Source organism: Paenibacillus sp. J22R3 (genome assembly GCF_056269305.1).
Map to the genome: position 1 here is coordinate 323,263 of NZ_JBWDNS010000005.1, position 12,901 is coordinate 336,163.

12 protein-coding genes are annotated in these 12,901 nt (G+C 50.8%); all 12 read right to left on the reverse strand.

The features are described 5' to 3' along the window. Nucleotides 1–21: 21 nt before the first annotated feature. The 12 genes from AC0YN4_RS22675 to AC0YN4_RS22730 all read right to left on the reverse strand — a co-directional run bounded on the left by AC0YN4_RS22675 (nucleotide 22) and on the right by AC0YN4_RS22730 (nucleotide 12,830). Nucleotides 22–1,089, reverse strand: coding sequence for a glycoside hydrolase family 76 protein (locus tag AC0YN4_RS22675; protein ID WP_475836837.1), 1,068 nt, complete (start codon nucleotides 1,087–1,089; stop codon nucleotides 22–24). Between the two features lie 27 nt (nucleotides 1,090–1,116). Beyond that, complete coding sequence (locus AC0YN4_RS22680; RefSeq protein ID WP_475836838.1) at nucleotides 1,117–2,274, reverse strand: glycoside hydrolase family 76 protein; 1,158 nt, start codon at nucleotides 2,272–2,274, stop codon at nucleotides 1,117–1,119. A 13-nt stretch (nucleotides 2,275–2,287) separates the two neighbouring features. Beyond that, on the reverse strand, nucleotides 2,288–3,220 hold the full coding sequence (locus AC0YN4_RS22685) for a carbohydrate ABC transporter permease (RefSeq protein WP_475782747.1): 933 nt from the start codon (nucleotides 3,218–3,220) through the stop codon (nucleotides 2,288–2,290). 14 nt (nucleotides 3,221–3,234) lie between these two features. After that, nucleotides 3,235–4,122, reverse strand: a complete 888-nt coding sequence (locus AC0YN4_RS22690) for a carbohydrate ABC transporter permease (RefSeq protein ID WP_475782748.1) — start codon at nucleotides 4,120–4,122, stop codon at nucleotides 3,235–3,237. 100 nt (nucleotides 4,123–4,222) lie between these two features. After that, nucleotides 4,223–5,542, reverse strand: a complete 1,320-nt coding sequence (locus AC0YN4_RS22695; RefSeq protein ID WP_475782749.1) for an ABC transporter substrate-binding protein — start codon at nucleotides 5,540–5,542, stop codon at nucleotides 4,223–4,225. Nucleotides 5,543–5,934: 392 nt separating this feature from the next. Beyond that, a complete protein-coding gene (locus AC0YN4_RS22700; protein WP_475836839.1) occupies nucleotides 5,935–7,098 on the reverse strand; it encodes a GntR family transcriptional regulator in 1,164 nt (387 codons plus the stop codon). Between the two features lie 214 nt (nucleotides 7,099–7,312). After that, on the reverse strand, nucleotides 7,313–7,483 hold the full coding sequence (locus tag AC0YN4_RS22705; protein WP_475782751.1) for a hypothetical protein: 171 nt from the start codon (nucleotides 7,481–7,483) through the stop codon (nucleotides 7,313–7,315). Nucleotides 7,484–7,692: 209 nt separating this feature from the next. After that, nucleotides 7,693–8,415: a YwaF family protein gene (locus tag AC0YN4_RS22710; protein ID WP_475836840.1), complete on the reverse strand. Its 723-nt coding sequence runs from the start codon at nucleotides 8,413–8,415 to the stop codon at nucleotides 7,693–7,695. 48 nt (nucleotides 8,416–8,463) lie between these two features. After that, complete coding sequence (locus AC0YN4_RS22715) at nucleotides 8,464–9,015, reverse strand: hypothetical protein (protein WP_475836841.1); 552 nt, start codon at nucleotides 9,013–9,015, stop codon at nucleotides 8,464–8,466. Between the two features lie 164 nt (nucleotides 9,016–9,179). Then, nucleotides 9,180–10,064 carry a carbohydrate ABC transporter permease gene (locus tag AC0YN4_RS22720; protein WP_475782759.1) on the reverse strand — a complete coding sequence of 295 codons (885 nt, stop codon included), beginning with the start codon at nucleotides 10,062–10,064 and terminating at the stop codon, nucleotides 9,180–9,182. A gap of 18 nt (nucleotides 10,065–10,082) precedes the next feature. Next, nucleotides 10,083–10,940 carry an ABC transporter permease gene (locus AC0YN4_RS22725; RefSeq protein WP_475782931.1) on the reverse strand — a complete coding sequence of 286 codons (858 nt, stop codon included), beginning with the start codon at nucleotides 10,938–10,940 and terminating at the stop codon, nucleotides 10,083–10,085. 135 nt (nucleotides 10,941–11,075) lie between these two features. Beyond that, entirely contained in the window at nucleotides 11,076–12,830 is a 1,755-nt protein-coding gene (locus tag AC0YN4_RS22730; protein WP_475836842.1) for an extracellular solute-binding protein, read from the reverse strand. Nucleotides 12,831–12,901: the final 71 nt, after the last annotated feature.

Sequence of the window (12,901 nt, forward strand, 5' to 3'; positions counted from 1 at the left end):
TTTGGACCTATAGCAAGCTTCCTATATAGCCTTGTTGATTACAGCCTCACTTATGCCTGTTTGCTCCAAGACAGCCAACTGCTCCAAGAGCATGATTCCGCTAAGCTGCGTACTCAGCGTAACGCGTTCCACGGGCTTCGAGCTCCAGTCCGTATTGAACACGCAGCGCCTCTCATCTCGGCCATGCGCCCAGAGCGATGCAGCGTTGTGCAGCAGCAGTGGCAAGGCGGCACTAAACGATGAAGGAACTTCCTGCGCAAGCTCGCCTAAGTAGCGTACGAGAATGCCTTTGAACAACCCGCCATCTCCATCTTGCTCATCCGGAAGAAGCCCGCTGCTCGGATGAATCAGTTCCTTCTCAGAAGCAATCGCAGTACGCATCGCATCCTCTAGGTAAGCTTGCTCTCCCGTGATCCGGAACAGCTCCACGGCTGCGCCGATAAACACGCCTTGGCAGTACGTAAACTTCCATTCCTTATCGATCGCACCGTCGCCCTCCCGATTCATCCCATCCCACACGAAGCCGTTGTCCGGGTTTACGAGCTTGTGTTTTAGCCAGCCGTAAATCTTCTCAGCCCACTGCAGATCCTCCGCGCGTCCGAATTGCTTATACAAGCGTGCCGCAAGGATTGCCGCAGGCCCATTCGCAGGCGTATTCTTGTAATCGAGCTGCGACTTCTGCCAGGCGATTCCGCCGCCCATATGGTCGTTCCAGCCGGTCTGAATATCCTCCCATAGCAGCAGTGCCGCCGCTTTGTACTTCTCCACACCAAGCGCCTTATACGCGCGCAGCCATGCGATCGCCATCCACTCCATGTCGTCGTACAGCTCATTCGGGAATGCACCGCCATTGCGCGTCAGCAGCCCCTCATAGATTTCCTCGAGCAGCAGCGCATACTTCGCATCCTTCGTCCGCTCATAGCCGTCTACCAGCGCATCGACCGCATGCGCCATCCACCAGTAATGAAAGATTGTATTACAAGCCCCATCGGGGCAAGGAATTTCAATATCGAACAACCGAATAGCAGGGTTCCAAAATAATTCTGACAGCGCCTGCTGCGCCTCTTCCGCACGACTATCCCATGTCATGGCCATCACTCTCCCACTAATCCGAAGTTATTGTCTCTCTATCTGCGCCGCCTGCTCGAGCAGCATGACCGCACTCAACTGTGTACTGAGCTGAACGACCGTGTCCGGCGTTTGAGCCCAGGAGTTGCTGAACAGTGCGTTGTCTTTCCCTTTGCCGTATTCCCATAAGCTGTCTGCATTCGTGAGCAGCATGTCGCTGAGTTCCTTCTTCGAAGGGTCCAGCTTGATTAGTTCACCGATGTATCGGACGAGCACGCCTTTGAATAACCCGCCATCCCCATCGCCCTCAGAGGGCAGCATCCCGGTTGCCGAAGACAAGAAGTCCTGCTTCAAATTAGCTGCCGTCTGACGCGCATCGTCTAAGTACGACTTCTCCTTCGTCACGCGATACAACTCAACCCCTGCGCCAATATAGACACCTTGGCCGTAAGTGAATTTCCAATCCTTATCCACGGCGCCGTCGCCTTGACGGTTAATGCCATCCCAGACCAGCCCTGTTGCCGGATCAACAAGCGTCTGCTTCTGCCAGTCGTACAATTTCTTCGCCCAAGCCAGATCAGCCGCATCTTGCGTATGTTCGTATATACGTGCCGCCAATATGACTGCAGGTGCATTCGCCGGCGTGTTCTTATAATCCAGCTGCTCCTTGCGCCAAGCAATCCCGCCGCCCATTTCATCATTCCAGCCGGTCTGAATTTCCTGCCACAGTGCGAGCGCTGCCTGTTTGTATCGTTCGTCCTCTGTCGCATCGAAGGCTCGCAGCCAAGCGAGTGCCATCCATTCCATGTCGTCATAATAATCGTTAACGAATACTCCGGCATTGCGATCAAGAATACCCTGGTACAGCTTGCCCAGCTGCTCCGCATATTTCTTGTCCTCCGTCCGTTCATATCCATCCACCAGAACATCCACGGCATGCGCAAGCCACCAATAGTTAAACGGATCCGAGCATAGCTGTGCGATGCATGGGGACGCATTATTGAACAAGCCCCGTTTCTCATCCCAGAAGGATTCCTCCAGCTCTTGCTGAGCTAAGTCAGCCCGCTCGCTCCATACGGAAGCAGAGCTGCCTCCCGCTCCCGTCAAAGCGGTTCCTGCTCCGAGCCGCCACGCTATCGCCAGGCCGACAATGACAAGGATCGCTGCTGTGATGATAAGGAGTGCGCTAGGTTTCATACGATTCATTCGGTTCACTCCCCTAACCTTTAACGCCGCTAAAGGCAATCCCTTGGACAAAATATTTCTGCAGCAGCAAGAACAGCACCAGAATCGGCAGCACCGCAATGAGCGCACCGGCCATCATCGGCCCGAAATCGGTCTGATGGTTGTAAGAGAACGCTTGAAGCCCCATCTGCACCGTCGCTTTCTCCGGATCATTCAGAATGATCATCGGCCACAAGAAGCTGTTCCAGCCGGCTTGGAAGGTGAAGATCGACAGCGTCGCGAGCGCCGGCTTCGTCAGCGGCAGATAGATGTTCCAGAAGATGCGGAACTCCTTGCAGCCCTCAATCCGCGCCATCTCCATCATGTCCGAAGGCAAGGTAAGGAAGAACTGCCGCATGAAGAATACCGCAAACGACCCCGAAGCGCCCGGCAAAATAATGCCCCAAAACGAGTTCAGAAACCCGTTGCCGCCTCCTCCGAGCAGGTCATTGCCGCCCATGAGCGGAAAATGCTTCAGCACGTAGAAGCTTGGAATCATCGTGACAATGCCCGGAATCATCATCGCTGCCAGCAATACTCGGAAGAGCGGCTTGCTTAGCTTGAAGTTCAGCTTCGCAAAGGCGTATCCGCTGATGGAGCCGAAGAACAAGTTGGCCAGCACTCCGGCAGCGGCCAGAAGAAACGAATTCCAGAAATACAATCCGAACGGAACGGTCGTAAACGCGCTCCTGTAATGTTCCAGCGTAAGCGTGGATGGAATCCACTTGATCGGCATGGAGAAGATCTCGTCGCTCGGTTTAAACGAGGTGATGAGACTCCAGAAAAATGGCAGAAACATCATGACAGAGATCGTAATGGTCACGATGTAGAACAACACCGTCCCTACCGCTTTGCGAACGGAATAGGAGTTGAATGTGCCCGTCCCATGATTCGGGGCGAGGCGATTGATTACTTGCTGCTGCGCCATACGTGCGCCCCTCCTTACACGATCGACTCTTCGGATTTGTTAACACGCATATTGATGAACGAGAAGATAAGAATGGCGATTGCCAGAATGAAGGCTTGCGCGGAGGCATAGCCCATTTGCAATTGGTTAAAGCCCTGCTGATAGATCAGGTAAACCGGTGTCTTGGTCACGTTGCCCGGACCGCCTTGCGTAAGCACGAAAGCTTGATCGAACAGCTGCAGCGCCCCGATGATGGACATGGTGCTGACGAGGAACGTGGTCGGACGCAGCTGAGGCCATGTGATATAGCGGAAGCGGTCAAACGCCGTTGCGCCGTCCAGCTTCGCCGATTCATACAAGTAATCCGGCACGCCTTGCAGACCCGCGATATAGATGACCATATTGGAGCCGACGCTCTGCCACAGCGTAACCATGATGATCGAGAACATCGCCGTCTCAGTCTGCGCCAGCCAAGCCGGTCCAAGGATGCCGAAGTAGCTGAGAATATTGTTAATGAGGCCGAACTCCGGGTGGAGCAGCCAGATCCAGACCGTAGCCGCAGCCACTGCGGACGTTAAGGTTGGCAAATAGTTCATCGTACGGAACAGCTTCACGCCAAGTCGTTTGAAGTTCAGAAGCAGCGCGAGCAGCAAGGAAATCATAATATTTAAGGGGATAAAAATAACGGCGTAATAGCACACGTTCTTGAACGTCTGCCAGAACAGCACATCGTCCACAAGACGCTTATAATTGTCGATGCCGACAAAGTCCATCCGGCTGACAACGTCATAGTTCGTAAAGCTCAAATAAAGGGCCATTACGACCGGAATGACCGTAAATGCCAGAAACAACAGCATCGTGGGGGTAATGAAGAGGTAAGCCGTTCTCGCCTGATGCCGATTTAATTTGCCTATGGAAGCCATGATTGCCGGTTCCTCCTTCCGCTTGCAGCGCTTAATGACAGCTTAAGGTACAGAGAAGGGAGGTATCTCCCCTCCCTTCTCGTATGACCTATAGGCGTGCTTATTTTACAACAGCATTATCCGTTAGCAGTTGGTCACCGCGCTGCTGTGCTTTCTTGAGCGTATCCTCGAGACTTTGCTTCGATTGTTGGAACAGCTGCAGGTTCGGTGTCAGTGCATCGCCTTCCATGACCGAGTAGCCTGGGTGTGTCGGACGAATCTTCGCGAATTCAAGCGTATCCAGGAACGGCTTCCAGAACGGATCGTCCTTGAAGAACGGATCTTCGAGCGCCGGCTTGAAGCCCGGAATGTTCAAACTTGTTTTGGCCCACAGCAGTGCGTTGTCTTTGTTTGCCGTCCACCATTTAATGAATTCCCATGCTTCTGCTTGATGCTTCGAGCCCTCCGGAATGACAAGGCCGAAACCGCCCATTACGCTGCCTTTGTCCCCATTAGGTCCTGTCGGCGGAGGCGCGATACCGAAGTCGAGGTCTTTGCCGTATTTCTTATACGTGCTCAGCATCCATGGACCTGTATATTGCATCGCCAGCTTGCCTGTTACGAATGCGTCTGTCCCTTCGCCAAGACCTTGCTCGAAGCCGACTTTATATACTTTATCCGTGTTTAGCAGGCGATCCCAATATTGCAGAACGGCTTTGCCTTGATCGTTATTGAAGTTTGTTTTCGTACCGTCTTCGCTCAGCATCTGTCCGCCTGCTTGCTGCAGGTACATGTTGAACAATCCGTTGTCGCCAAGGGAGAAGCCCGCTACTTCCAGCTTATTGCCGTTCCACTTGGTTGTTTTAATCGCAGCCTGCTCCAGCTCATCCCATGTGGTCGGCGGTTGGTTGATTCCCGCATCGGTAAGCAGCTTCTTGTTATAGAAGAGTGCGCGTGCATCTACAGTGAGCGGCAGTCCGTATAATTTATCTTGGTAGGAGAGCTCATTCAGTGCTTCACCGTAGAAATCATCCTTGCTAAGGCCATCCTTCGCCATAAACTCATCAACCGGGTGAAGGACGTTCTTCGGTGCATATAGGGAGGTTCTCCATCTGTCCCAGAACAGAATATCCGGTGATCCGCCAGAAGTGGCTGCCGTGAGGAATTTCGTAATCATATCTTGCTGCAGGACGTACTTGACGCGAATCTTGTCTTGCGCTTTGTTGAAGGCATCTACCATGGTTTCAAACTGCTTCTGACCTTCGCCGCCCCAATCGCCCCAAAATGTAAGTTCAACCGGTTCCGAAGATGTAGAATTCGAGCTGTTGTTAATCGATGCGTTGTTATTGGCTGTCTTATTGTCGTTGCCATTGCTTCCGCATCCGGTTGCCGCCACGACAACTACCGCTGCAAGTGCTGTTAAAGAGATCCACTTTTTCACTATAACTGCCTCCCTTTATGTATTTGTTATTGCTTCCCGCAGGCCTCTGCGCTCGAAACCGCGGTTGGTATTCCGTTTGTTAACCGCTTACATTTTTCATTATATTGGCATGTAACTAGTATGTCAATATAAATATGTATAACATTTAATTAATATTGTTATACTATATAATTTAGTTGATATATTAATAGAGAAAATTACAAACCGCGAGACTCTCATGTCCTCCTATGCCCCGTTTTCGGGCCATGAGCGGTACCTTGTACCTCTCTTACTCTCAAAACCGTCGCTTTCAGGCCATGAGCGGTACCCAGTACCTCTCTCTTGTAACAAAACAAGTCCATGAACGGCACTGCCGCTCATGGACTTGCTCTCTTCATGATGAAGCTGGTATATTATCTCAATCGCATCGGACCTGTCGAATTCCCCAGAATTAGCGTGGCCTCCAGCAATGTTCGGTTAGGAGTCGTGTGGCCCTCGCGCAGCTTAAGCACATTCTCGTAGGCGGTTTTCCCCATCCCGAACTGATTCTGCTGCAGATGGGTCAACGGGAAGCCGCCGTTGATCTCAGGGCTGTCGAAGCAAATGACCGAGATATCGCCGGGGACGGACAGTCCCATCTCACTGGCAGCACGAAGCGCTAGTTGTGCGATGTTATACTCGGTTGCGAAGATCGCCGTAATTTGCGGGTATTCGCGCAGGCGAGCAATGATTTTCTCAATATCCCGAATGCGGTTCTCTTCTGCGTTGCCCTGTGGCAGCGCCGACATAATATCATCGATCCATAGCTCGCGGTCAACCATAATGCCCTTCTCCGCATGCGCTTGAATGAAGCCCTCAATCCGATCCTCAATTGCCGTCGTATCCCTCGGCGGAGGCGTCAGGAACGCAATGGATTTGTGGCCGAGCTCGAAGAGATAATTCGTGCCTGTGATGGCTGCCTTCACGTTATCGGTGCTGATCGAGCCGGCAGATATTCCTTTCAAATGACGGTCTATGAGCACGAACGGAAACTTCATAATAGCAAGCTTCAGTATCTCCGCATTGAAATATTCCCCTTGCGCCGGGAAAATAATAAGCCCGTCTACGCCAAGCTCCAGCAAGCCTTGAATGGCTTCTTCTTCATAGGAAGGGATACCGAAGGAACGGCGCAGCACCAAGTAGCTGTCGTTCTCGCGGGATGCTTCTTCCATTCCATAGATAAGCCCCGTTCCGTAGCTGTCTGCAAAGTCTGTAATAACAAGCCCGATAAGCAGCTTGCCCCCCGCATTGCGCGGCGCCTGCTGTTGATGGGAAGCGCCAATTGCCGGCTTAACGGCCGCCTTCTCCTGCGCCTCCGCTACGAAGGAGCCGCGCCCGGGCTGGCGAATAATATAGCCTTCGTTAGCCAGCAGCTCCAGCGCCTTCTTGCTTGTGATGCGGCTGACGCCGTGTTCATCGCCAAGCTCCTTCTCCGAAGGCACCCGGTCGCCAACCTCGTACTTCCGTTCTATAATTTGATCGCGAAGTGCTTCGAATATCTTTTCGTACATAGGTTTGGATGCAGACTCGTTAGACATAGTTGAACCTCCATGAGATCGCAATTGCTCCACCGTCTCAGCTGACGGCTCGTTCCGAGCTTATTTTATACCAATATATCATGATATATGCGATTTGCCAAGATGAATTGATATATCGGCCTTGCGGAAATGTGAGCAGACACAAAGAACTCCCTGCCAGTAGATGACGCTCTACTTAACAGGGAGACTGTTTATCTATTATCTATGCGATCGATTAGGTTGCAGCAACCACTAATTCTTGTTTGAGGAAAGCGATAAACCGTTTGGATTCTTCCAGCGACAATTGTTGACCACACTGCGTGAATTGAAATTTCTCTGCGATTTCATTGTCTGACAGATGAAGTTGATTAACAAGTGACTGTACTTCCTTACTGATTGGTGTCATCTAATCCTCTCCCTCTATGAATACCTAACCCCATCATAGCAGTAGAGTTTCAGATAACTATTAGAATTGTATAAGCCAATTATTAGATTCGGAGCTCGAATTGCACGTCAGGTCTTTCAGGTCATCTTTCTGAATAGGGGGATGCCAACTGATCTTCTTGCACTTCGCGCACGCTAACGAATCCTAGACGCAAAACGGTGGCAACAACATCACTTCCTTCTCCACCGAACAAACGGCAGATACATCAGCGTGAAAATAAGCAGCGCGATGACTTCTTCTACGATTAAGTAGTACGGATAGGGCCCTAGCAAGTCGAGTAAAGAAGCGCCTTCCGGCTTGTGCCTGAGGAACATATAGTTGGCATCTAACAAGAGGTCTGTCCCTCCCACAACGACGAGGAGGACATTCAGGAAGATCATCGTAAGTCCTATTGATCTCCAAGTAGGTCGGTAGTTTTCGATCCAGGTCATGTACAGCGCTGCGAGAATAATCGCGATATGTACGATGAAGAAGTGAAAATAACGGAAATGCGGGAACGGATAATTCAGGTCCGGTGTCAGCATCGCCTGCAGCGCTCCGCCAATTCCGGCGAAGAAGACGATTTGATACAAGAGTCGGTTTCGAGTGAGCAGCATGATTACAGCGAGCAATTGCGATATACTGCATAGTTCGAGCGGCAGCGTATATTGGATATCCCACAGCCCCTGGTCCGCATACCAGTAATAGAGGACAACCTGAGGGACAAGCAGTCCCAGCAGAATAACATATCGGATAATCGTTCTGGAAGATTCATGCAGCCTGATACTGAATTTATACCCATACATCAGAAGAGCCAACACTACCATTACAGCGAGCACCGCTATGTGCGAGTTAGAGTACGCGATGAAATGCTCTGTCGTATGACGCGAGAAAAATGAAGGTATATCGCCCATCCCCCTTTGATGTTAACTGTTATGTCGCTCTACTAAGGCAGCCTGTAATCACTCTATATAGCTTGCGGCGATGATTACTAACGAAACCAGAAAGACTCCAATGTAGAACAATAGAGTCGGTGTGCGTGAGCCGACTTCGAATTCGTTTTGCGAGTTTATGCTCGGATTACCTGGTAGGTACTCAAGTATCGTATTATACTCTTCGTCATAAGAGACATTTGCCCTCTCGAGCCCATCCGTACTTGTAGAAAGTACACTTGCCTCTTTCTTCTTCCGCCTCATATCCACGTAGCTGTAGCACAGGAAAACTAAAGTACCGTTATTATAGATCATAAATGAATTCTTCCATTCTTTGAACGTACCTATTGCTTGATGCCCGCTCTCAAGGAGTTTGATTTTTCTACTAGCCCTTACTTGGCTGACACAAACAAGTACGCAGCCCAAGAAAAGCAGTGCTGCGGATAACGCTACACCCTCCGGATTCCCGGGGATATTATACACGATGAGATAGATGCCCAGAAGACACATGATGAAACTGCTCTTCATCATTTTCGCTCCAAAACGTACAGTAAACTTCAAAGAATCCGGTATGTTTCTCATGCTTGCCGCTCCCGCTACAGTGTCAAATACACGCTCAAACTCTAGCATAATATGGAAGTTGGTTTTTCACAATCATACATGTGTCTATCGGGAGTGTGGCTCAGCGGCATAATAAAAAGACGATCTCAAAAGTAGCTCTGCACACTTTTGAGACCGCCCCACAATTATTCCTTCACGCTTCCAAGCACAATCCCTTTCATGAAGAACCGTTGCAGAAACGGATACACCATCAAGATCGGCAGCGCGCCGAGGAAGATCTGCGCCGCCTTCGCGGTGCGGTCGTTCACCTCGGTGAGCGACTTCATGTCCGCCGAGGACATCAGCGTCAAATCCCGGTTGATGACCACCGTCTGCAGGTAACTTTGCAGCGGATAGTGATCCGGCGAGTTCATGAAGATCAGCCCGTCAAACCAGGAGTTCCAATGGTTAACCGTAGCGAATAAGGTGATCGTTGCCAGCGCCGGCAGCGACAGCGGAAGGAAGATCCGCCACAGCGTCGTCCAATGTCCCGCGCCATCCATGAACGCGGCTTCCTCCAGCTCCTTCGGCAGCCCGCGGAAGAAGTTCAGCAGCAGAATAACGTTGAACACCGGTACTGCACCTGGAAGCACCATCGCCCAGATACTATCCATAATGCCGGTGTATTTGATTGTCATATAGAGCGGAATCAATCCGCCGCTGAATAGAATCGTAATGACGAACACCCAGGCATAGAACGTCCGCATCGGAAATTTCTTGGCTTCTTTAGCAAGCGGATATGCAATTAGCACGGTAAGCAGCATGTTGACCGGAATACCGAGGGCGACCCTCTTCAAGGTTACGAGAATGGATTTGAAGAAGGCCGGTTTATGTAATACATATTCATAGGAGCTCAGTGAGAATTGCACCGGCCAAAGCTTGACGTAACCGGCCTGAGCGGCCGCGCTTGAGCTGAACGATATGGCAAGGACGTGTATGATCGGCAAAATACATAGCAGACCGAGACAGGCAAGAAAAACGTAGTTAAAGGATAGAAACAATCTGCGACCAACCGTGTAATACTCCAGCACTCCCGCCCTCTCCTCTCATCAGAAAATACGATAATTGGCGAATCGATAAGCCAAATAATAGGACAATGATATGCTGAACAGCGAGACAACGGATCTAAAAATACCTACTGCCGTTGCCACCCCATACTGCGCATCAATCAGACCGATTCGATAGACGAAGGTATCAATGATATCGCCTGTCTCGTACACCTGCGGACTATATAAATTAAACACCTGGTCAAACCCGGCGTTCAGCACATTTCCTAAGCTTAAGGTCATTAACAAGATAATAATCGGCATCATTCCCGGCAGCGTCACATGCAGCGTCTGTTTCCATCGGCCTGCTCCATCGACGATAGCCGCTTCGTACAGTGTCGGATTAATGCTCGTTAATGCCGCTAAATAAACGATCGTATTGAAACCAAACTCCTTCCACGTGTCCGTGATTACCAGCACATAGCGGAACCAGTTATTATCCCCCAGAAAATAAATCGGCTCAATGCCGACCCACCCCAGCACTTGATTGACAATCCCGCTCGTCGGCGACAAAATATCGATCAGAATGCCCCCGAGAATGATCCACGACAGAAAGTGAGGCAAATATACAACCGTCTGAACACCGCGTTTGAAAACTTCCTTCCGCACCTCGTTCAGCAGCAGTGCAGTGACGATCGGCGCCACCAGGCCGGCAACGATTTTCATAATGGCGATCAAGATCGTATTCCATACGATCTGCCTGGACTCCGGCATTTCCATCACGTAACGAAAATTATCGAGCCCCACCCATTTGGATTCAAACACGCCTATTGCGGGTTTAAACTTCTCGAAAGCAATGATAAAGCCTAACATTGGACCGTAGCTGTAAATCAGAATGAGGATGAGACCCGGCAAAATCATCAAGTGCAGCGGAAGCGTTCCGCTCCAATTTCTCCGTAACAAAGCGTTCCCTCCCTGCCCTGTTTAGTCAAAAGACGGGGGAAGACGTCGCTTCCCCCGCCTGCATCGTACTACGCATGCACTGCATGATCGAGCTTACTTGCTCTTCGCCCAATCATTCACTTCTTGCGTAATTTCATCGCCGCCAAGTTTCTTCCACTCTTCAACGAATTTATCGAACGTATCCAGCGAGTCGCCCATAATGATCTTCGTGAACGTCTCAAGCTCTCTCTTCTGCAGGTTCGATTCTTTCTCGACCATGGCAGGCGTCGGAGCACCGTAGAACTCAGTCAGCTTGAGCGCTTTGCCGCTGACATATTGATCGATGACTTTGAACGAGCCTTCTTTGCCGAAGATGCGCTCATACGCCCAGTTCAGCGGTTCTTTGCTGCTGCCATCCATCCAGGAAAGGGTTTTGTCGTACATATCCTTTTCTTCCGGATTGAGTGCCGACAAGTCTTTGCTGTCTAGTGCTGACGTGACGTGAAGGTAGATATCTAGGTTTTTGCGTGCCGGCCATGCTTGGAACGGCATGTTCTTGAACTTCTCGAACCCTTCGCTCGTGAAGTATTTCGCATAGTTCTCAGAAGTTGTTGTTTCGCCCCAGCCGGTTTCCACGAACAGGTTGATCATCTTCAGCAGCGCTTCAGGATGTTCAGCACCCTTCTTCACGACAAAATATTGTCCGACCGAGAAGCCGACCTGCGGCGTAACCGGTTGATCGTCTGCCGAAACGAGCGGGTACGACTGCCACTGCGCGTTCGGGTCGTTCTTCTTGTTATCTACGAGCGGCCACAGCGGATTCCACATCTGGCCGAACTGCATGCCGATTTTGTTCGAAGTGGTCAGTTCCGCTTCTTTACCGCCATCTTTGACGCCGAACTCTTTGTCGATTTGACCTTTCTTGTACAGCTCTTGCAGAACGCCGAGCGCAGTCTTCATCTCAGGCTGAATGCTGCCGTAGACAATATTGCCGCTTGCGTCTTTGATCCATGATTTCGGATAAGCGTGGTAGCTGTTCATAAGTCCCGTAATATCGGCGAAGCCGCCGTACAAGTCCTTGTTCATTGCAATCCCGTAGGAGTTGGGCTTGCCGTCGCCGTCCGGGTCCTGCTTCGTGAATGCATCCGAGATGGCAAGCACGTCAGCCATCGATTGCGGCGGCTGCAGGCCAAGCTTATCGAGCCAATCCTTACGAATCCAGATCATCCCCGCTCCATCCATGGAGGAGCCGGTGTTCGGGATCGCCATCAGCTTACCGCCGAACGTAGCCGAGGATAGCGCTGCCGGACCGTCTTGATTGAGAATTTCTTTCAGGAACGGAGAAGCGTATTTCTCATAAACAGCGGTCAAATCTTCAAGCTCATCCGCTTCCTGCAGCTGCTTGAGCTGCTTCGCGTTAACCGGGATGAATGCCGGCAAATCGCCCGAGGCGATGGAAACGTTCATCTTCTGCTCACCTTGGCCGCCCGGCTGATCGCCGCTGACAACCCAGTCATACTTCACTGTAATGCCAAGCTTCTCTTGGAGCTGCTGCGTCCACATGTTATTGTCGATCGTCTGACCTTCCATGAACTTGAACGTATCGTTGATGATTCGCACACTCGTGATGTTGATCGGCGGATCATACTTGCCGAAGTACGGATCAGGCTCTGCCGCAGGTGCAGGCTCGTTCGTATTCGCATTGGTGCTGTTACCGGTATCTGCCGTATTCGTCGATGTATTGGTTTTGTCATTCCCTGTGGAATTGGAAGTATTCTTGTTGTTGTTATTCCCCGAGCTGCAAGCGGTTACAAAAACAAAAATAAAAGTCATAAGCAGAACCGCAGTCCATTTGTATGGCTTTCGCATTCCCCTAACCTCCCTTTTATTTTGCAAGCTTCCTACTCCTCCAGTATAGAATGATGGCACTTTGCTCCACT

Coding starts and splice junctions, on each gene's coding strand:
- AC0YN4_RS22675 (WP_475836837.1), bottom strand. CDS start 1,089: ATGACATGGGATAGTCGTGCGGAAGAGGCGCAGCAGGCGCTGTCAGAA.
- AC0YN4_RS22680 (WP_475836838.1), bottom strand. CDS start 2,274: ATGAATCGTATGAAACCTAGCGCACTCCTTATCATCACAGCAGCGATC.
- AC0YN4_RS22685 (WP_475782747.1), bottom strand. CDS start 3,220: ATGGCGCAGCAGCAAGTAATCAATCGCCTCGCCCCGAATCATGGGACG.
- AC0YN4_RS22690 (WP_475782748.1), bottom strand. CDS start 4,122: ATGGCTTCCATAGGCAAATTAAATCGGCATCAGGCGAGAACGGCTTAC.
- AC0YN4_RS22700 (WP_475836839.1), bottom strand. CDS start 7,098: ATGTCTAACGAGTCTGCATCCAAACCTATGTACGAAAAGATATTCGAA.
- AC0YN4_RS22705 (WP_475782751.1), bottom strand. CDS start 7,483: ATGACACCAATCAGTAAGGAAGTACAGTCACTTGTTAATCAACTTCAT.
- AC0YN4_RS22710 (WP_475836840.1), bottom strand. CDS start 8,415: ATGGGCGATATACCTTCATTTTTCTCGCGTCATACGACAGAGCATTTC.
- AC0YN4_RS22715 (WP_475836841.1), bottom strand. CDS start 9,015: ATGAGAAACATACCGGATTCTTTGAAGTTTACTGTACGTTTTGGAGCG.
- AC0YN4_RS22725 (WP_475782931.1), bottom strand. CDS start 10,940: ATGATTTTGCCGGGTCTCATCCTCATTCTGATTTACAGCTACGGTCCA.
- AC0YN4_RS22730 (WP_475836842.1), bottom strand. CDS start 12,830: ATGCGAAAGCCATACAAATGGACTGCGGTTCTGCTTATGACTTTTATT.